This is a genomic window from Kitasatospora sp. Root107, assembly GCF_001424875.1.
Taxonomy (GTDB): Bacteria; Actinomycetota; Actinomycetes; order Streptomycetales; family Streptomycetaceae; genus Kitasatospora.
Genome location: NZ_LMCT01000029.1, coordinates 46,057 through 64,497, shown reverse-complemented (window position 1 = coordinate 64,497; position 18,441 = coordinate 46,057). Strand labels below are relative to the sequence as shown.

General features: G+C 72.0%; 24 protein-coding genes. 10 read left to right on the top strand and 14 right to left on the bottom strand.

The window, feature by feature from the left end; all coding sequences use genetic code 11:
- The coding region (locus ASC99_RS39495) for an SCO7613 C-terminal domain-containing membrane protein (RefSeq protein WP_369825147.1) at positions 1-444 on the top strand (444 nt) is incomplete at its 5' end.
- Positions 445-476: 32 nt separating this feature from the next.
- On the opposite strand, the gene ASC99_RS24125 is transcribed toward ASC99_RS39495, so the two are convergent.
- The 4 genes from ASC99_RS24125 to ASC99_RS24110 all read right to left on the bottom strand — a co-directional run bounded on the left by ASC99_RS24125 (position 477) and on the right by ASC99_RS24110 (position 2,920).
- Positions 477-746 carry a hypothetical protein gene (locus ASC99_RS24125; RefSeq protein ID WP_057235563.1) on the bottom strand — a complete coding sequence of 90 codons (270 nt, stop codon included), beginning with the start codon at positions 744-746 and terminating at the stop codon, positions 477-479.
- Positions 747-835: 89 nt separating this feature from the next.
- The gene (locus ASC99_RS24120; protein ID WP_057235560.1) at positions 836-1,411 is read right to left on the bottom strand and encodes a TerD family protein; all 576 of its coding nucleotides are present in this window, start codon (positions 1,409-1,411) and stop codon (positions 836-838) included.
- Between the two features lie 117 nt (positions 1,412-1,528).
- The gene (locus ASC99_RS24115; RefSeq protein WP_057235557.1) at positions 1,529-2,470 is read right to left on the bottom strand and encodes a M56 family metallopeptidase; all 942 of its coding nucleotides are present in this window, start codon (positions 2,468-2,470) and stop codon (positions 1,529-1,531) included.
- Positions 2,471-2,473: 3 nt separating this feature from the next.
- Entirely contained in the window at positions 2,474-2,920 is a 447-nt protein-coding gene (locus ASC99_RS24110) for a BlaI/MecI/CopY family transcriptional regulator (protein ID WP_057235554.1), read from the bottom strand.
- A 216-nt stretch (positions 2,921-3,136) separates the two neighbouring features.
- Here ASC99_RS24110 and ASC99_RS24105 point away from each other — a divergent pair, with 216 nt between their 5' ends.
- Entirely contained in the window at positions 3,137-3,721 is a 585-nt protein-coding gene (locus ASC99_RS24105) for a TerD family protein (protein ID WP_057235552.1), read from the top strand.
- A gap of 16 nt (positions 3,722-3,737) precedes the next feature.
- Here the strand turns inward: ASC99_RS24105 and ASC99_RS24100 are convergent, their stop codons facing one another.
- From ASC99_RS24100 to ASC99_RS24085, 4 genes are read right to left on the bottom strand one after another with little or no spacing between them, the layout of a single operon-like run.
- Positions 3,738-4,601 (bottom strand): alpha/beta fold hydrolase, encoded by an 864-nt coding sequence (locus ASC99_RS24100; RefSeq protein ID WP_057235550.1) that lies wholly within the window; start codon positions 4,599-4,601, stop codon positions 3,738-3,740.
- An 18-nt stretch (positions 4,602-4,619) separates the two neighbouring features.
- On the bottom strand, positions 4,620-5,321 hold the full coding sequence (locus ASC99_RS24095) for a response regulator transcription factor (protein WP_057235547.1): 702 nt from the start codon (positions 5,319-5,321) through the stop codon (positions 4,620-4,622).
- Between the two features lie 23 nt (positions 5,322-5,344).
- Positions 5,345-6,511, bottom strand: a complete 1,167-nt coding sequence (locus ASC99_RS24090; protein ID WP_057235544.1) for a sensor histidine kinase — start codon at positions 6,509-6,511, stop codon at positions 5,345-5,347.
- Positions 6,512-6,538: 27 nt separating this feature from the next.
- Positions 6,539-7,063, bottom strand: a complete 525-nt coding sequence (locus ASC99_RS24085) for a hypothetical protein (protein ID WP_057235541.1) — start codon at positions 7,061-7,063, stop codon at positions 6,539-6,541.
- 180 nt (positions 7,064-7,243) lie between these two features.
- On the opposite strand from ASC99_RS24085, the gene ASC99_RS24080 reads away from it, so the two are divergent.
- On the top strand, positions 7,244-8,026 hold the full coding sequence (locus ASC99_RS24080; RefSeq protein ID WP_057235539.1) for a hypothetical protein: 783 nt from the start codon (positions 7,244-7,246) through the stop codon (positions 8,024-8,026).
- Positions 8,027-8,057: 31 nt separating this feature from the next.
- On the opposite strand, the gene ASC99_RS24075 is transcribed toward ASC99_RS24080, so the two are convergent.
- The 3 genes from ASC99_RS24075 to ASC99_RS24065 form a co-directional block, all read right to left on the bottom strand.
- Positions 8,058-8,384, bottom strand: a complete 327-nt coding sequence (locus tag ASC99_RS24075) for a hypothetical protein (protein ID WP_057235600.1) — start codon at positions 8,382-8,384, stop codon at positions 8,058-8,060.
- Between the two features lie 74 nt (positions 8,385-8,458).
- Positions 8,459-10,102, bottom strand: coding sequence for a phosphoglucomutase (alpha-D-glucose-1,6-bisphosphate-dependent) (pgm, locus tag ASC99_RS24070; RefSeq protein ID WP_057235536.1), 1,644 nt, complete (start codon positions 10,100-10,102; stop codon positions 8,459-8,461).
- A gap of 165 nt (positions 10,103-10,267) precedes the next feature.
- A complete protein-coding gene (locus ASC99_RS24065) occupies positions 10,268-11,464 on the bottom strand; it encodes an Ig-like domain-containing protein (protein WP_063857165.1) in 1,197 nt (398 codons plus the stop codon).
- A 128-nt stretch (positions 11,465-11,592) separates the two neighbouring features.
- On the opposite strand from ASC99_RS24065, the gene ASC99_RS24060 reads away from it, so the two are divergent.
- The 3 genes from ASC99_RS24060 to ASC99_RS24050 all read left to right on the top strand — a co-directional run bounded on the left by ASC99_RS24060 (position 11,593) and on the right by ASC99_RS24050 (position 13,958).
- Positions 11,593-12,108 (top strand): GNAT family N-acetyltransferase, encoded by a 516-nt coding sequence (locus tag ASC99_RS24060; protein ID WP_057235530.1) that lies wholly within the window; start codon positions 11,593-11,595, stop codon positions 12,106-12,108.
- A gap of 98 nt (positions 12,109-12,206) precedes the next feature.
- Entirely contained in the window at positions 12,207-12,734 is a 528-nt protein-coding gene (locus tag ASC99_RS24055) for a peptidylprolyl isomerase (protein WP_057235528.1), read from the top strand.
- 123 nt (positions 12,735-12,857) lie between these two features.
- A complete protein-coding gene (locus ASC99_RS24050; protein WP_057235525.1) occupies positions 12,858-13,958 on the top strand; it encodes a calcium:proton antiporter in 1,101 nt (366 codons plus the stop codon).
- A 57-nt stretch (positions 13,959-14,015) separates the two neighbouring features.
- Here the strand turns inward: ASC99_RS24050 and ASC99_RS37655 are convergent, their stop codons facing one another.
- Positions 14,016-14,165: a hypothetical protein gene (locus ASC99_RS37655; RefSeq protein WP_162257914.1), complete on the bottom strand. Its 150-nt coding sequence runs from the start codon at positions 14,163-14,165 to the stop codon at positions 14,016-14,018.
- Here ASC99_RS37655 and ASC99_RS39800 point away from each other — a divergent pair.
- Positions 14,164-14,394: a Tn3 family transposase gene (locus ASC99_RS39800; protein ID WP_200948398.1), complete on the top strand. Its 231-nt coding sequence runs from the start codon at positions 14,164-14,166 to the stop codon at positions 14,392-14,394. The two genes, ASC99_RS37655 and ASC99_RS39800, sit on opposite strands and share 2 nt — an antisense overlap.
- A 225-nt stretch (positions 14,395-14,619) precedes the next feature.
- On the opposite strand, the gene ASC99_RS24045 is transcribed toward ASC99_RS39800, so the two are convergent.
- Positions 14,620-15,600 (bottom strand): NADPH:quinone reductase, encoded by a 981-nt coding sequence (locus ASC99_RS24045; RefSeq protein WP_057235522.1) that lies wholly within the window; start codon positions 15,598-15,600, stop codon positions 14,620-14,622.
- Between the two features lie 2 nt (positions 15,601-15,602).
- A complete protein-coding gene (locus tag ASC99_RS24040) occupies positions 15,603-16,178 on the bottom strand; it encodes a PadR family transcriptional regulator (protein WP_057235520.1) in 576 nt (191 codons plus the stop codon).
- A gap of 42 nt (positions 16,179-16,220) precedes the next feature.
- Here ASC99_RS24040 and ASC99_RS24035 point away from each other — a divergent pair, with 42 nt between their 5' ends.
- The 3 genes from ASC99_RS24035 (at position 16,221) to ASC99_RS24020 (ending at position 18,208) form a co-directional block, all read left to right on the top strand.
- Positions 16,221-16,454, top strand: a complete 234-nt coding sequence (locus ASC99_RS24035) for an alpha/beta fold hydrolase (RefSeq protein WP_057235518.1) — start codon at positions 16,221-16,223, stop codon at positions 16,452-16,454.
- 207 nt (positions 16,455-16,661) lie between these two features.
- Entirely contained in the window at positions 16,662-16,958 is a 297-nt protein-coding gene (locus ASC99_RS24030; protein ID WP_057235515.1) for a hypothetical protein, read from the top strand.
- 521 nt (positions 16,959-17,479) lie between these two features.
- Complete coding sequence (locus ASC99_RS24020; protein ID WP_057235509.1) at positions 17,480-18,208, top strand: glycoside hydrolase domain-containing protein; 729 nt, start codon at positions 17,480-17,482, stop codon at positions 18,206-18,208.
- Positions 18,209-18,441 lie beyond the last annotated feature (233 nt).

Sequence of the window (18,441 nt, the reverse complement as noted above, 5' to 3'; positions counted from 1 at the left end):
GACGTGACCGCACCCGAGCCGTACACGCTGAGCGTCGCGGCGGCCGCCCTGACGATCGGTCACCTGCACCGCCGCCGCACCCCGTCGGCCCCGTCCTGGACCACCTACGGACCGGGTCTCGGCACGGCCCTGCTGCCCAGCCTGCTCGCCACCTGGACCGACCCGCACTGGCTGCGCCCGCTGCTGCTCGGCGCCTTCGCGCTGGCCCTGACCGCCTTCGGCGCCCGTCGGCTGCTCCAGGCCCCGCTGGTCCTCGGCGCCGCCACGCTGCTACTGGTGGCCTTCCACGAACTGGCCCCGCTGCTGGTGCAGTTCCTGGACGTGCTGCCCCGCTGGCTTCCGCTGGCCGTCGCCGGGCTGCTCCTGCTGATCCTCGGCGCCACCTACGAGCAGCGGCTGCGCGACGCCCGCCGGGCGCGCGACGGGCTGCGCCGGATGGCCTGAGGTCGTAAGGCTGAGGTCGTAAGGCCTGACGCTCAGAGGCCGTGCGACGGCAGCAGGCTCACCCGTTCCGGGTCGTACGGCAGCCAGCGGGCCTCCGAGCCGTCGCCCATCACCCGGAGCCTGCACCACAGTCGACCGTCCTCGGCCTGCCACCAGGCGTTGATCCGGCCGACCGCCCACCGGCCGTCCTCGAACCGGACCTCGACGGGCTGGAAGACCGGCCGGGTCTCCTCCTCCGGAGGTGACCACGCCGTCGCGTCGGTGTGCTCGGCCGGACCGGGTTGTTCCTGGGGAGCGTGCACCGCTGTCCTTCCGGTGACCTGCGGGCGGCCGCCCGGCTCTCACGCGGTAGGCGCGCGAGAGCCGGGCGTCCAGCCGGACGGTGGAGGGGTCAGACGTTGACGCCGAAGTCCTGGGCGATGCCGCGCAGGCCGGAGGCGTAGCCCTGGCCGATCGCCCGGAACTTCCACTCCTCGCCGTTGCGGTAGAGCTCGCCGAAGATCATGGCCGTCTCGGTGGAGGCGTCCTCGGTGAGGTCGTAGCGGGCGATCTCCGTACCGTCGGCCTGGTTGACCACCCGGATGAAGGCGTTGCGGACCTGGCCGAAGCTCTGCTGCCGGTTCTCGGCGTCGTAGATCGACACCGGGAAGGCGACCTTGACCACGTCGGCCGGGACGGCCGCGAGGTCGACCTTGATCTGCTCGTCGTCGCCGTCACCACCGCCGGTGAGGTTGTCACCGCTGTGCTCGACCGAACCGTCGGGGCTCTTCAGGTTGTTGAAGAAGACGAAGTGCTGGTCGGTCAGCACCCGGCCGCTCGCGTTGCACAGCAGCGCGCTGGCGTCGAGGTCGTGGGACGCGCCGGTCGTCGTGCGGACGTCCCAGCCGAGACCGACGATGACGGCGGTCAGGCCGGGCGCCTCCTTGGTCAGCGATACGTTGCCACCCTTGGCGAGCGAGACTCCCACGATGCCCCTCCTGAAGTTCCCGGCCGGGTTCCGAAGGCCCGGCGGCTGAGCTGTGAATCTACAGCACTGTAGAACCTGGGCCGAAGCCGAGCCCCGCACCGGAGCGCTGACGCCCGGTCAGCCCAGCGGGTTCATCGGCAGCACGTGCAGCACCAGCAGCAGCGCCACGCACGCGTTCAGCGAGGACACCGCGGACACCGTGGTCCCCACCGCCGCGACCAGGGCGGCCAGGCCGGTACGGCTGTGCGCCGGCGGCCAGCCGCGCAGGCCGGGCCCGGGGGCCAGCAGGGCGGCGATCCGGCGCGGGACCGGTCCGGGCGCGGCGAAGCCGGCCAGTCCGACGGGTACGGCCGACGGCCCGGCGAGCGCCGCCCGGCCCACCGCACGGGCCGTCAGGCGGCGGTCGCCCACGGCCTGGGCGGCCTCCTCGTCGGCCCAGCGCTCCGCACTGAACGAGACCGCCTCACGCAGCGGGCGCAGGAACGGATTGACGGCGGCCGCCAGCCGGACCACCAGCAGGTAGCGGTGGTGACGACCGCTCAGGTGGGCCCGCTCGTGCGCGATCAGCGCGTCCTGCTCGTCCGCGTCCAGGCAGGCCAGCATTCCGGTCGAGACGGCGATCCGGCCGGGGCGGCCGGGGACGGCGTACGCGTAGGGCGCGTCGTCGGGCAGCACCACCACGTCCGCGCTGCCGGGCAGCGCGGCCAGGGCGCGTCGGGCGCCGGACGCGACCCGCCGGTGCCGCCACCCGGCGACGGCCACCGCGAGAACCACCGCGAGCAGGGCGGCGATCGAGGCCGCCCCCACCGCCTCGTCGTAGGGCACCACCTCCCGGACCTCCGGGTCGGCCCAGGCGTCGGGCAGCGGGTTGCCGGGGATCTGTGCGGTGCCCACCACACCGAGCAGCACCAGGCAGAGCGTGCTGCAGAGGCCGAGGATCGCCGCCAGGCCGGTGAGCAGGCGGGCCGCGGTGCGCGGATGCAGGTGCTGCTCGGCCAGGCGGGCGATCGGCAGCGCCGTCAGCGGCAGGATCAGCGGAAGGAAGACGAAGATCCCCACTGCTCAGCCCTCGCGCCCAGTCAGGTCAGCCTCAGCCGGCTCGGCCCCAGCCCGGTCGGTCCCGGCGGGCTCGGTCCCGGCCAGCAGCGAGCGGATCAGCTGCTCGTCGTGCGGCGACAGGGCGGTGACGAAGCTGGCCAGCACCGCGTCGCGGTCGGCCTCCCGGTCGAGCACCCGGCGCATCCGCAGCGCGGCCAGGCCGGCACCGTCGGCGGCCGGTGTCCACAGGTAGGAGCGGCCGTCCCGGACCCGGGTCACGGCGCCCTTCTCGTGCAGCCGGGACAGGATGGTGATCACCGTCGAGTACGCCAGCTCGCCGTCGAAGTTCTCCTGCACCCAGGCCGCGGTGACCGGTGCACCGGCCCGGCCCAGCACCCGGAACAGCGCGGCTTCGAGCTCGCCCTGCCCGCGCCTGCGGCCCTGGTCGGCGCCCTCCACGCCCTGCGTCATGACGTCTCCCTCGGTCCGGTACCGCGCGGCACGGCGGCGGCCGTTCATCCTAACGGCCTGGTCCGGATCTACACTGCTGTGGATCCGACGCGCCATCAGCGCGCGGGGACCACCCGACCGCCCCCGGCTGCAACGGATTGCGCCCGTCGGGAGTTGACCGGGTGGAGTACTCGGCGGGGTCGCACCCCGGACGTGTCCGCAAAGGAGAGAGCCATCGTGAGTGTGAACCTGGGCAAGGGCGAAGGAATCAGCCTGCGCAAGTCCGACGGCAGTGCCCTCAGCGTGGTGCGGATGGGTCTGGGCTGGCAGGCGGCGGCCCGCAAGGGGTTCCTCGCCAAGCTGATGGCCCGCGAGATCGACCTGGACGCCTCGGCGGTGCTGTTCGCCGCCGACCACCAGCTGGTGGACACGGTCTACTTCAACAACCTCACCAGCAAGGACGGTTCGGTCCGCCATACCGGCGACAACCTGACCGGCGGCGCGGTCAAGGGCGGCGACGACGAGTCGATCCTGGTGGACCTCCAGCGCGTCCCCGCCCGGGTCCAGCAGATCGTCTTCACGGTGAACTCCTTCACCGGCCAGACCTTCGAGGCCGTCCAGGACGCCTTCTGCCGCCTGGTGGACGAGAGCAACGGGCAGGAGCTCGCCCGCTACACCCTCACCGGCGGCGGCCCGTACACCGCCCAGATCATGGCCAAGGTCCAACGCACCGCCACCGGTTGGCAGATGACCGCGATCGGCGCCCCCGCCACCGGCCGCACCTTCAAGGACCTGCTGCCCGCCATCACCCCGCACCTGTAGGCCCGGAAGCCAGGTCCTACCGCCCGGCGGTCAGGAACGCCGTCACCTCGGCGACGAACCGCTCCGGCTCCTCCACCCACGGCCGGTGCCCGGACTCCGTCATGACCTCCAGCCGGCTGCCGGGGTGACACTCCGCCACCTGCCGCGCCGGCACCGTTCCGATCAGGCCGTCCGCCGCACCGGCCAGTACCAGCACGGGAGTCGACCCGGCCGACAGCCGGGCCAGCCGCCCCGCCAGCTCCCCGGGGCCGGGGGCTCCCGCGTAGAAGGCGTCCCGCAGCCACGGCACCGAACTCGCGTGCCCGTGGCGGTACTCCGCCAGCCGCTCTCGGCTCCACCGGTACCAGGAGAACGGCAGGGCCCAGACCTGCAGCACGGCGAGTTCGGCGTCGGCGGCCGTACCCTCGGCCAGCCGGCGGTCCGCCTCCGCCGCCTTCTCGTACCAGGGCTCGCCCGAGCGCGACGCCTTCAGCTCCGCCAGCTCCGCCGGGTCGGGTTCACGCCCGACCCGGCCCACCGGGGTGACCAGCACCGCACGTCGCACCCTGCCCGGGTACGCGGCCAGGTACTCCTGCGCGGTCAGGCAGCCCGCCGAGTGGGCGAGCAGGTCGAACCGCTCCAGCCCCAGGTGGAGCCGCAGCTCCTCCACGTCCCGCGCCTGCGCGACGAAGGACACCGTGCCCCGGTCCACCGGCACCTCGGACCGCCCCGCGGCCCGCCCGTCCATGAAGATCAGCCGGTGCTGCCTGTCCAGCCCGCCGAGGTCGCCCAGGTACCGCGAGTCCGTCCCGGGCCCGCCGCCCAGGACCACCAACGGGTCACCTGCACCGGCTGATTCGTACCAGATTCCGACATGGTCGTACGAAGAAAAGATCGGCATGCGGGTAACGATCACACATCAGGCCCTGCCTGTGGGGCCGTTGGGCACACCCGAGGTGCCCGGGGTGACCAGGCCGGACTCGTAGGCGAACACCACCGCCTGCGCCCGGTCGCGCAGGCCGAGCTTGGCCAGGATGCGGCTGACATGGGTCTTGACGGTCTGTTCGACCACCACCAGGGCCTGCGCGATCTCGGCGTTCGACAGCCCCTGGGCGATCAGCTCCAGCACCTCGGTCTCACGCGGCGTCAGGCCGGCCAGCCGCCGGGCCTGCTCACCGGGCGGCGGGGCCGGGCGCCCGGCGGCGAAGTCCGCGATCAGACGGCGGGTCACCGAGGGGGCGAGCAGCGCGTCACCGGCGGCCACCACCCGGACGGCGTGCACCAGTTCCTCGCCCGGCGCGTCCTTGAGCAGGAAGCCGCTGGCACCGGCCCGCAACGCCTCGTAGACGTACTCGTCCAGGTCGAAGGTGGTCAACATCAGCACCTTCGGCCGGTCGCCGGGCCCCTGGAGCAGGCGGCGGGTGGCCTCCAGCCCGTCCATCACCGGCATCCGGACATCCATCACCACCACGTCCGGGTCGAGCCGCGCGACCGCCTCCAGCGCGGCGGCACCGTCGGCCGCGTCACCCACCACGTGCAGGCCCGGGTGCGCGTCGAGCAGGGCCCCGAAGCCCTCTCGGACCATGGCCTGGTCGTCGACGATCAGGATGCTGGTGCTCACTGTTCCGTTCCCCCTGTCCGTGCTCACTTCACCGGGAGCGGCAGGTCGGCCGTCACGGTGAACCCGCCGTCAGGTCCGGCCCCGGCCGAGAACTCACCGTCGAGCACGGCCACCCGCTCCCGCATACCCATCAGACCATGACCGTCCCCGCCGGCCGCAGCGGCCTGCCGCTCGGCGCCGGCGCCGGGGCCGGGGCCGTTCCGGACGGTGATCCGCAGCAACGCCGCGGTGCGGTGCACCCGGACCTCCACCGCAGCGCCGAGCGCGTGGCGCCGGGCGTTGGACAGCGACTCCTGGACGATCCGGTAGGCGCAGACCCCGACCGTCGCGGGGACGGTGTCCAGGTCGCCGACCACCTCCAGGGTCACCCCGGCCCCGGACTCCCGTACCAGAGCAGCGAGTTGGCTCAGCTCCGGCTGCGGCACCCGCGCCGCCGCCGCCTCGCCGCGCAGCAGGCCGAGCAGGCGGCGCATGTCGGTCAGCGCGTCCCGGGCGGCGCCGCTGACGGCCCGGAACTCCTCCCGGACCTCGGGGGTGCAGTCCGGCAGCCGGTAGGGGGCGGTCTCGGCCCGGACGGCGATCAGCGACATGTGATGGGCCACCACGTCGTGCAGCTCGCGGCCGATCCTGGCGCGCTCCTCCAGCAGGGCGCGCCTGGTCCGCTCCAGCTCGCTGATCTGCTCCTGCTCCGCGAGTCTGACCCGGGTCAGCGCCCGGTCGCGCAGCACCTCGGCCGCGATCAGCGCCAGCCCGGTCGCGACCACCACGGGCAGCAGGCCGGACCAGGCGCCACGCCCGGGCAGCGCCGACAGCAGGGCCGCGGTACCGGCCGGCACGGCCAGGCCCATCACGGTGCAGACCCGCCGGGAGACCCGGCTGCCGGACAGCACCAGCACGGCGGTCAGCGCGGCCAGGCTGGTCACCGCCATCGGCCAGGGCTCGGCCGCCGTAGTCGGCCGGGTGAGCACGGCGGTGAGCGCGACCGCCGCCGCCGACACTGCGAAGGCGAGCACCGGACGGGTCCGGCTCCACAGCAGCGGCAGCGCACGGGCGACGCTGAGTGCCAGGGCCGCTCCCGCGTCGAGGGCGTAGTGCTGGTCCAGGTCGGCCCAGCCCACGCAGGTCAGGGCGAAGGCGGCGGCCGGCAGCGCGGCGGCCCGCAGCCGTCGGCGGGTGGGTTCGCTGTTCATCGTCGGCCAGGCTAGAGCAGTCACGGCTCAGCCCTTCGAACCGGTGCCGAGCAGGCGGACGGCGAGGCGGCTCTGACCGTTGGTCAGCAGCCGGACCAGCGGTAGCAGGATCGCCAGCGTGAGCACACCGACCGCGAAGTGCGCGGCCCACGCGCCCGCCATGGTCGGACCGCCCCAGACCTTGGACACGTCATTGCCCCACTCGGCCAGCGGGTAGCAGAGCCCACGGACCAGGACGTCCGCCCACAGCACCCCGGTCAGCCCGGCGGCGAGCAGCTGCAGCGGCAGGGCGAGCACACTGTGGGCCAGCGTACGCACCAGGCTGCCCCGGGCCGGCTCGCCGATCGGGGCGTCCAGCAGCCGTACGGCCAGGCCGCGTTGCAGCCGATGGGTGGTGGCGGACCGCCCGACCAGGGCCAGCGGCAGCGACACCAGGCCCACCGGCAGGGCGGCCAGCGCGTACGCCGACCGGCGCCAGGTGTAGCTGCCGAGCAGCCAGTTGAGCTTCGCGGAGCCGGGCACGGTGGTGGCGATCGAGGGTGCGGTGGTCATCGGAACTGCTCCTCCTACGGGCTTGGCCTGTTGAGGAAGACGCTAGTTTTCGAACCACTCACGGACGTCACGCCATGGAGCGAACTCCGGCCCCCTACCCCGGTAGGGGGTGCGCGCGGCCGGTGCACCCGGTCGGCTAATGAGGGTGCGAATACGCAGGTCAGCCGCTAGGGTCGGCCGGTGATCGAATCAACGGAGCAGTCCGGACCGACCAGCTCGGCACTCATACGGGAGAAACTGGCGGCCTGCTGGTGGCAGCTGCTGGCAGTGGAGCTGCTGTTCGCCGGGGCCGGCTGGGCCACGCTCACACTGTGCACGACGTCCATCGGACCAGACCTGCTCCCGGTCCGAAACGCGCTGTTCTTCGGCGCCAGTGGCCTTGGTTTCGCCTGGAGTTGGTCGGCCAAGCTGCGGATCCTGGACGGCGGCCACGGCTTCCTGTCCGCGCTCCGGCCCGACCTGCGGCGCATCGGATGGCTGGCGGGCTGGCTGCTGGCGCTGGACGTCATCGGCCTGCTGGGATTCCTGTCCTTCGTCGACATCGACGCCTATGCCGACTTCGTCTTCTCGCCCGCGATGCCGGCGGTCCTTCTGGGTGCCCTCTACCTGAAGTTCGCCGCCGCACTGCTGCCGATGGCGATCCTGCTGGAGGGACGGGGTGTCCGCCGGGCCTGGCGGCTGACCCATCGTCACTGGCGCACCGTCCTGCGGGTGCTGCCGGTGGTGGTGCTGGGCAGAGTCGCGTCCGACATCGTGCATCGGTGGCTGGTCACCGCTGCGTTCCAGTACTCGCCGCAGCCCTCCTACCCGCTGGTCCAGGCTGGGGCGCTGCTGGCCGGGGCGCTGCTGGACACGCTCACCGCAGTGTTGCTGTACACGGCCTACCGACTGTCCCCGTCGGTCACCGCTGACGCCGGTCCGGAGCCGGCCCGGCTTCCTGCGACGGTGCCGAGCGCGGCCTGAACCCCTGCGGTCCAGGCCGCGCCGGGGCCGGCTACTGGTCGGTGTAGCTGAGGTCGCCGACCGTCCAGCTGCTGATGTCGGCGATCGCGATCCGGTACATGCCGCCGGTGTGCGGCAGGCCGTAACTGCCCTGCAGGATCCGGGCGAGGTGCAGGTGCAGATGGGTGGGAGGGGCGGCGGCACTGTCAGGACCGGGGGTCGTGAAGAGGCCGGCGAAGGGTTTGAGGTGGTCCGAAGCCGCGAGGACTTCGGCGATCCGTTCCCGCCAGAGGCTCTGCGGGGCGAGCCGTCCGGTGATGACGGCGCCGGGGACGACCACGGTCAGGGGCATCTGATTGCTGTGCTCGGACTCCACCATCGCGGCGATGTCGACGAGCAGCCCATCCGGCCCGCCGTGCCCCCGGCAACCCGGGAGCACGGCGTGACCTTGCGTCAGACCGAGCCCAGCGCCTCGCCGACCAGGGCCCGGGCCTCCTCCTGCACCCGGGCCAGGTGCTCCGCCCCGTGGAAGCTCTCGGCGTAGATCTTGTACACGTCCTCGGTGCCCGACGGCCGGGCCGCGAACCAGGCGTTCTCGGTGCAGACCTTGAGCCCGCCGATCGCCGCGCCGTTGCCGGGTGCCTCGGTGAGCACGGCGGTGATCGGCTCACCGGCCAGCTCGGCGGCCTTCACCTGCTCGGCCGACAGCTTGGCCAGCGCCGCCTTCTGCGCCCGGTCGGCCGGGGCGTCCACCCGGGCGTAGGCCGGAGCGCCGAAACGGTCCGTCAGTTCGCCGTAGTGCTGGGACGGGGTGCGGCCGGTCACTGCGGTGATCTCGGCGGCCAGCAGCGCAAGCAGGATGCCGTCCTTGTCGGTGGTCCATACCCCGCCGTCGCGCCGCAGGAACGAGGCCCCGGCCGACTCCTCCCCGCCGAACGCGACCGATCCGCCCAGCAGCCCGTCGACGAACCACTTGAACCCGACCGGCACCTCGACCAGTTCGCGCTTCAGCTCGCCGGCCACCCGGTCGATCATCGACGAGGACACCAGGGTCTTGCCGACCGCCGCACCGGCCGGCCAGTCCTGGCGGTTGCGGTAGAGGTAGTCGATCGCCACCGCGAGGTAGTGGTTGGGGTTCATCAGACCGCCGTCCGGCGTGACGATGCCGTGCCGGTCGGCGTCCGCGTCGTTGCCGGTGGCGATGGTGTACTCGTCCCGACGGCCGATCAGCGAGGCCATCGCGTACGGCGAGGAGCAGTCCATCCGGATCTTGCCGTCCCAGTCCAGCGACATGAAGCGCCAGGCCGGGTCGGTCAGCGGGTTGACCACCGTCAGGTCCAGCCGGTGCGTCTCGGCGATCCGGCCCCAGTACGCCACCGACGCCCCACCGAGCGGGTCCGCCCCGATCCGGATCCCGGCGGACCGGATCGCGTCCAGGTCCAGCACCGAGGGCAGGTCCTCGGTGTACGTGCCGAGGAAGTCGTAGCGTCCGGTGGTGTCCGCGGCCAGCGCGCGGGTGTACGGCATCCGCCGGACGTCCGCGAGCCCGCCCCGGATCAGCTCGTTGGCCCGGTCCTGGATCCACCCGGTGGCGTCCGAACCGGCCGGGCCGCCGTGCGGCGGGTTGTACTTGAAGCCGCCGTCGGCGGGCGGGTTGTGCGAGGGCGTGACCACGATGCCGTCGGCCCGCCCGGCCGGGTTGCTCCGGTTGTGGGTGAGGATCGCGTGCGACACCGCCGGGGTCGGCGTGTAGCCGTCGGCGCTGTCGAGCAGCACGGTCACGCCGTTGGCGGCCAGCACCTCGATGGTGGTGACCCGGGCGGGCTCGGAGAGCGCATGGGTGTCGATGCCGAGGAAGAGCGGCCCGGTGATGCCCTGGGCGGCCCGGTACTCGCAGATCGCCTGGGTGGTCGCGGCGATGTGGTCCTCGTTGAAGGCGGTGTCCAACGAGGACCCGCGGTGCCCGGAGGTGCCGAAGGCGACCTGCTGCCCGACCTCCGCCGGGTCCGGGCGCAGCGCGTAATAGGCCGTCACCAGCCGGGCCACGTCGACCAGATCCTGCGGCTCGGCCTGCCGGCCTGCCCGTGCGTGCACCATCGTGTCCTCTTTCGTCCGTCCGCGCTGCCCGCCTGCGGGGCGGACCTCCCGGCAGGCAGCCTAACCGGGCACCGGCCGCCCGCTGTCCGGCATCGAAGCAGCTGCGGCCGACGCGCCGCCGAGCAGCCGGACAACGTCAGGTCAAACCTCGGCGCCGCCCGGTGGCTACCACTTGCTCCACTCGATGTTCCAGCCACTCATGCCGTTGGCCGCGTCCACCTGTTGGCCGACCGAGTTCTTCACCGTCACCACGTCACCCACCATGGCCGCGTCGTAGAACTTGCCGCCCGGCAGGTCGGACCGCCCGTCGCCGGCACCGTCCAGCAGACCGATGCAGCCGTGGCTGATGTTCTGCCGGCCGAAGATGCTCGGGGCGGCGTTCTTGCCGTGCACGTAGGTGCCGGTCGGGGTGAGTCGCAGGGCGTGCGGCATTTCCACCCGGTAGTCCGCGCCCTCGTGGTTGGCCACCGTGCTGGAGTCCATCACGGCGGTGCCCTCCTTCGCCATCACCACCATGGTGCCGTTGAAGGTGTTCTGCGAGGCCGGGGAGCTGGCGCCGGCGCTGATCGGCACCGTCTCGTCGGGCTTGCCGTCCTCCTGCACCAGCATCTGCTTGCTGCTGGCGTCGGCGGTGCTGATCCGGGAGCGGCCGACCGTGAAGGTCTGCTCCTTGTCCACCTCGCCGTAGACACCCGGTGAGGTCTCGACGCTCTTCAGCCGGTACTTGACGGTCACCTTGCTCTGCGGCTTCCAGTACTTCTCCGGGCGGAAGTCGACCCGCTGTGCGCTGAACCAGTGCGGCTTGACCACCGTGCCGTCGCCGGTCTCGACGGCCACCGCCTGCTCCACTGCCGCCCGGTCCTTGACCGGCACCTTGAACTCCAGCGAGACGATCATGCCGACCCCGTAGGTCTGACCGTCGGCGATGTTGTCGACCGGCCCGGCGCCCTTGGCGGGCGTCAGCGTGCTGAACCCGCCCTGGAGAGCGGCCGCCACCCCGTTCGCGTCCACGGCGTGCGCATTCACCTGGTACTCGGTGGACACCGCGAGGTTTCCGGTCGGGGTCCAGCCGGAGCCGTCCGCCGTGAAGGTCCCGGGCACCGCAGCGCCGCCCTTCGCCGCGACCTGCACCTCCGTCAGTTTCCCGCCCTGCACCGAGACCTTGAGCGCCCCGGCCGGCTTGACGCCGGTGCTGCCGTTGCCCGGCTCGATGCTGATCACCGCCGAGGAGGTCTTCGACGCGGACGGACTCGCCGACACCGCCTGCCCCGCCTTCGGTGCCCCGCCTCCCGAGCACGCCGCCGTCAACGCCAGTACGCCGCCGAGCGCGCCGGAGGTGAGTGCCCTGCCAAGTCGCTTCATTCGTCCCTCTCCCAAGGTGTCGTTCCCTCAACACCACGCGCAAAGCATACGAAGAGGTTCTGCCGCTCTCCCAACGGTTCGGCCACGGAACCTGCCGCTCACCCGGGGTGCGGCGGCATGATGACCCAATGAACGATCTTGAGGAACCGTCACCGGCCGCCGCCCGGATCCGGCCCGCCCGCCCCGCCGATCTCCCCCGGATCGTCGAACTGGCCGCCGAGCACGCCGCGTACGAGCGCGCCGCCCCGCCCGCCCCCGACCTCGTCCTCCGCCTCGACGCGCTGCTCTTCGGCGCTCCGATACCCCGGCTGCACTGCCTGCTGGCCGAACTACCGGACGGCGAGGTGGTCGGCTACGCCGCCGCCGCACCCGAGTTGTCCACCTGGCAGGGCCGCGAGTACCTGCACCTGGACTGCCTCTTCCTGCGCCCCGCCGCCCGTGGTTCGGGCCTGGGCGTCCTGCTGATGGACGCGGTCGCCGCACTGGCCGGGCGGCTCGGCATGACCGAGGTGCAGTGGCAGACCCCGGACTGGAACGAGGGCGCCGCCCGCTTCTACGACCGCATCGGCGCCGAGGCCCGTACCAAACTGCGCTACCGCCTGGCAGTGCCCGCCGGCTCCCCCGGCCCGGTCCCGGCGCCCTGACCCACTCGTGCGGGTGAGATGTCGTGTCATTGCCCCGGGTTCGTCGGCCCGGCCGGGAGACTGGCCGGGCCAAGTAGCCCGCACACCGAAGGATCGTCATGGCGGAAGAGCTGTACGCGACGTTGAAGACCAATCAGGGCGACATCGAGGTCCGGCTGTTCCCGGACCACGCCCCGAAGACGGTGCGCAACTTCGTCGAGCTGGCGAAGGGCGACCGCGAGTGGGTCGACCCGGGGACCGGGAAGAAGAGCACCGACCCGCTGTACGACGGGACGGTGTTCCACCGGGTCATCGAGGGCTTCATGATCCAGGGCGGCGACCCCCTGGGCAACGGCACGGGCGGGCCGGGCTACAAGTTCGCCGACGAGTTCCACCCTGACCTCGCCTTCACCAGGCCCTATCTGCTGGCCATGGCCAACAGCGGTCCCGGCACCAACGGGTCCCAGTTCTTCATCACCTTGGCGCCCACCACCTGGCTCACCGGCAAGCACACCATCTTCGGCGAAGTCACCAACGACGCCGGCAAGAAGGTCGTCGACTCCATCGGTACCACCGACACCAACCCCCGCACCGACCGCCCGGTGAAGGACATGATCATCGAAAAGGTCGTCATCGAGACCCGCTGACCCCGACACCGTCGCGCTGCGGCGTCCAACTCCTGCGCGCCAGACCCGGGGTGCTCCGGCCGCCGACACGCCGAGGTGGGCGGGCCCACTGCCTGGGCGGCCCGGCCCTGGAAAACTCAGGGGATGATCGCCAAGGCCCGCAGTGAAGCCCTGCAGTGGACCACCCTCGCCCCCGCGCTCGCCTTCGTCCTGCTCGCCCTGACCTGGGGCAGATCGCTGCCCACCGCGCTGGTGGTGCTGGTCGCGCTGTTCCTGGCGGCGGCCGTGCTGGCGGCGGTGCACCACGCGGAGGTGATCGCGCACCGGGTCGGCGAACCGTTCGGCTCGCTGGTGCTGGCGGTCGCGGTGACCATCATCGAGGTCGCGCTGATCGTGACGCTGATGGCCGACGGCAGCGAGAAGAACGCCACCCTGGCGCGGGACACGGTGTTCGCGGCGGTGATGATCACCTGCAACGGCATCGTCGGGCTGTGCATCCTGGTCGGCGCCCTCCGGCACCGGGTGGCGGTCTTCAACCCGGAGGGCACCGGGGCCGCCTTCAGCGCGATCGCCACCCTGGCCACGCTCAGCCTGGTGCTGCCGACCTTCACCACCAGCAAGCCGGGCCCGCAGTTCTCCACCACCCAGCTGGTCTTCGCGGCGACCGCCTCGCTGATCGTCTACGGGCTCTTCGTCTCCACCCTGACCGTCCGTCACCGCAACTACTTCCTGCCGTTGACCGCCGAGGGCAAGGTCCTGGACGGCGACGACCACGCCGAGCCTCCCACCGCCCGGGCGGCCTGTTTCAGCCTCGCCCTGCTGGGCGTCGCCCTGGTCGCGGTGGTCGGGCTGGCCAAGGGCGTCTCCCCCACCATCGAACGGGTGGTCGCCGACGCCGGCCTGCCCGCCTCGGTGGTCGGCGTGGTGATCGCCATGCTGGTCCTGGCTCCCGAGACCATCGCCGCCGTCCGCTCCGCCGCTCGGGACCGGATGCAGACCAGCCTCAACCTCGCCCACGGCTCGGCCCTCGCCAGCATCGGCCTGACCATCCCCGCCGTCGCGGTCGCCTCCGCCTGGCTCAGCGGCCCCCTGGTCCTGGGTCTCGACTCCACCCACATGATCCTGCTCGCCCTCACCATCGCCGTCGGCACCCTCACCGTCATGCCCGGCCGAGCCACCCCCCTCCAGGGCGGCGTCCACCTGACCATCATGGCCGCCTTCCTGGTCCTGGCCGTCAGCCCCTGAGCCTCACCCGCCCACCCTGGGCGATGCCGTCAACTCGACTGTCGAGCCGACAACTTGTCAGGACTGCTCAACCGGGCACTGAAACAGTTTCCAGTGGCCCTCGGAGACCACTTCGACGGCGCCGCCGGCCACCTTGATGGCGGTCTGCTCGTCGATCGCATACGCCGGACCCGCGATCCCGGCCGCCCATCGTTCTGCATCGGCCATGGTGTTCTCCGGACAATCCGGGCGGTTCACCCGCGGCGGGCCCAAGCACCCCACCTACCGGGCGATCGAGCAACTGGGCCGCGCGGTGCGTACGGCGTTCATCTGCGACTACCTCGCCGACGCCGACCTGCGGCGTGAGATCAACGACGGCCTCGATGCCGGCACTGCACCTGCTCCGGTCGGCGCTGGTGCATGTCAACACCCTGTTCCTCCAGGACATCCTGAGTGAGTGACAGAAGCGGCTCACCGATGCCGACCGGCGGGCCCTGTCTCCGCTGTTCTGGACCCATGTGAACCCCTACGGCCGGTTCGAGCTGGACATGAACTCCCACCTCGATCTCGCCGGCGCAGCGGCCACACGCAGACTCCCGAACCGGCGGCGGAGGCTTCCACCCTGCCCGCAGCGCCCTCACGCTCGACTGCTGGGGGATGAGGAGGTCACGCCGGAGCATCTCTACTGGGGGATGTCGACCAGTACACGGCCGCGACCGCCGACGTCGATGCGGTCGTGAGCCTTGGCGATGTCGGCGAGCGGGAAGCGGTCGCCGACATCGACGGTGAGGGCGCCGACGGCGGCCGCGGCGGTGAGGTCGCGGGCGGCCTGGCGCCTGGCTTCGGCGGGGAAGTCGTCGCTGCCGAGCAGGCGCAGGGTGACGTTGTTGAACAGCAGGGTCCAGAACGGGATCTCGGTGCGGTCGTGGCGCGTGGCGTACGCGGCGATGACCGCGCCGTTCGCGGCTACGGCGTCGTCCAGGTCGGCGTTGTCGGACAGGGCGACCTCGATGATCCGGTCCACGCCGTCGGGTGCGTGGGCGCGGATCGCGGCGGCTGGGTCGCCTGAGTCGAGGGCGACGGCGTGGGAGACGACCGCGGGATCGATCCTGTCCAGTTCGGTGCCGCGTCGGACGGTGCCGATGACCGTCGCCCCGCCCCAGCGGGCGAGCTGGGCGGCCAGTGAGCCGACCCCGCCGAGGACGCCGTTGACCAGCACCAGTTTGCCGTCGACGGGGCCGTCGGCGAAGACGGTGCGGTGCGCGGTGATGCCGGGGATGCCCAGGCTCGCGCCGAGGTCGTCGGACAGGTGGTCGGGCAGTGGGACAGCGAGGTCGCCGGGGACGACGGTGTACTGGGCGACGGTGCCGAAGGGGCGGTAGGACTGGGCGCCGTACACCCACACGCGCTGCCCGACGCGGCGCGCGTCGACGCCGTCGCCAACGGCGTCGACGATGCCGGCGGCGTCGCTGTGCGGGATCACCCGCGGATAGGGCATGGCCGAGCCGGTCCAACCGCGACGCTTCTTGGTGTCGCCGGGGTTGGCGCCGGAGACGGTGACGCGGACACGGACCTCACCAGGGCCGGGCGTGGGGTCGGGCAGCTCACCGAGCTGGAGCACTTCGGCGGCCGGGCCCTGCTGGTCGTACCAGGACGCAAGCATGTTCAGTCCTTCCGATCACGGGTGTGGGTCCGACGGTGGGGCTGCTCGTCCGCTGCTCGGATGCCGTCGCCGTCCAGGACCTCGTGGAGCCAGGCGCGTTCTGCGCGGCTGGTGGCGCGGGCGGTGAGCATCATGCCGCGCCGGTAAGGGTCGGTGACCTGCTCGGCGCGCAGCGGGGTGTCACCGTCGTAGAAGAAGCTGGCGGGGGCCTCCAGGAAGTCCAGGCGGCGTCGCAGCGCGGCGTGCTGCTCGGCGCTGTCGGGCAGCAGTGAGAGGAACGCCAGGATCACGAACCAGCGGGAGAAGTCGGTGATCTCGTGCTCGGCCGGTTCCCGCAGCCGCCGCAGCATGTCCTCGTGTCCTGCCGCGGTCAGGTTCAGCACGTACCGGCCGCTGCCCGCCTCCGGTGCGCGGCGCCGTTCGATCAGCCCGGCCTTCGTCAGCCGGTTGATCGCCGGGTAGAGAGTGCCGTCGCTGACCGGACGGCTGTAGCCGGTCAGGTGCGCGATGCGGTGGCGCAGCTCGTGACCCGGCAGGGGGCCTTCGGCGAGGAAGCCGAGTATCGCGAGTTCAAGCATGATCCCAGGATCTCACATCGAAACGATATACACATCGTTTCGATGCAACGTCATGACTGCCGCTACCCCCGCCAGGCCCGCGTGACCTCCACCGACGGAACAGAGATCGCCGTCACGCTTACCGGCCAGGGCCGCCCCCTGGCCATCTCCCCGGGTGCCCTCAACGCATCCCAGGACTGGCAGCTCCTCGCCGACCTGCTGGCTCCGCACTTCACCACCTACGCAATCGACCGCCGCGGCCGGGGCGATGCGCGCGATGGACAGCTTCGGCGATGACCTCACCCGCTTCACCACCCTCGACATCCCGACCCTCCTTGTGATCGGCGAACTCAGCCCACGCTGGCTGACCGACGTCTCCCGCCGCCTGCACCAGGCCTTGCCCGACGCCCGCCTGCCCCGACTGAAGAAGGCGCTGCGGGTGCCTGCCCCGGCCGACCGCGGATCAGCACCCGGGGGCGCGTCCGTCCCCGGTTCGAGGAGGCGTTGCGGACGGCGCGGGAGGTCAAGGCCCACGCCCCGCACTGCCGGGTCATCTTCACGGTGTACGAGATGAAGCGGCTCGGCCGCGACGCCGCCGAACTCACCGCCCTCGCCGACCACCTCACCGCCCACGGCCGCGAGTCCACTCTCGAAGGGCTCGACACCGCAGCCCGTAAGGGCAAGCACGGCGGCCGACCGCCCGTCATCACCGACGACATGCTGCACACCGTCCTGCGGCGCCGCTCGGGCGGCGAAGTTCCCGGACCTCGCCTCGCTGTCCCTGACCGAGCGTCACTCTGATGACAGGCCGAGTCGGAGGAGGAGTCGACAGCCACGGGCTCAGCTTCCCCCTTACGGGCCTCCCAGAAGCTACAGGTCAAGGATCGAGCAACGGAATTGGCGGCGGGTGTCGCGAAAGTGATAGGCAGTCTGTCGATCAAGGTCTGCACCGCGCTGATGCGCCGCATTGAGGAGTTGTCATGGCGAGCAGCCGGATATCGACGCGGCGGCGTGCCGCGTTGACGGGCGCAGGTCTGGTGGTGGCCGCGAGCGTGGCGGTGACAGTTGCCACGAGCGGCCAGAGCGCAGACCCAGCTGCCGCGCCCAGAACCGCCGCTGCGGGCGAGGCGGTACTCGGCGTCTCCGCCTCCGACCAGGCCACGCCCAGCACCTCGCCGTCTGCCTCCGCCTCCCTGTCCGCAGCGCCGTCAGCGTCCCCGTCGACTTCCGCCAGTGGCAAGGTGTCGGCGTCCCCCTCGGCGGCAGGCACCACCTCTCCTTCGCCGACCCAAGGTCAGAGCGCCACCCCCGCTCCACCGTCGGTGCCGCGCCCGCAGCCGGGCGCCGTCTTCAGCGGCCTGGCCTTCGACACCTGTACGGCCCCCGGCCTGGCCACCATGGACACCTGGCGCAAGAACTCCCCCTTCGGCGCGGCCGCCGTCTACATCGGCGGCCGCAACCGCGGCTGCGCACAGCCCCAGCTCACCAGCTCCTGGGTGAAGTCCGTGGACACCGCGGGCTGGAAGCTCGTCCCGCTCTACGTCGGAGCGCAGGCCCCCTGCCAGAGCGGCCGCAGCCCCTACCGGATCGACGCCGCCAACCCCGCGCCGCAGGGAGCAGCCGACGGCGCGGACGCCGTCGCCAAGGCATCCGCCCTCGGCATGCGCGCCGGCAGCGCCCTGTATCTGGACGTCGAGGCCTTCAACACCGGTGACGCCGCGTGCGCCGACGCGGTGCTGGGCTACCTGCAGGGCTGGACCCGCGCCGTCCATCAGAAGGGGTACGTCGCCGGCACGTACGCCTACGCCACCTCCTCGGCGGCCGTGATAGCCCGCGCCGCCCAGCAGGGCGCCCCGGACATGCCGGCCGCCCTCTGGTACGCGCAGTACGACGGCCAGGCCGACACCGCTGCCACCTTCCCCTTCGGCAGCCAGTGGAGCGGCCACCGGCGCGGCCACCAGTACCTGGTCAACCAGAAGGAGACCCACGGCGGAGCCACCGTCACGGTCGACCGCAACGCCTGGGACGCACCCGTGGCGGTCATCGGCTGACCGCTGCTTCGTCGAGCTGCGCCGCGATGGCCCGACCCAGGCCCGCAGGAACTCTGCCGTGCCCGGAACCATCGGCGGGCCGTCTTCCGTGGCCCCCAGCACCTCCGATGACGTCCATGACGGCAGCGGTCAGCAACACCCTGGCGACGTGGTCGATCCCATCGTCGCATGATTGTTAGCGCTAACAATCACTGCGGTCAAGCCGCCGACACGAGACGAAACGGTGACCCGCA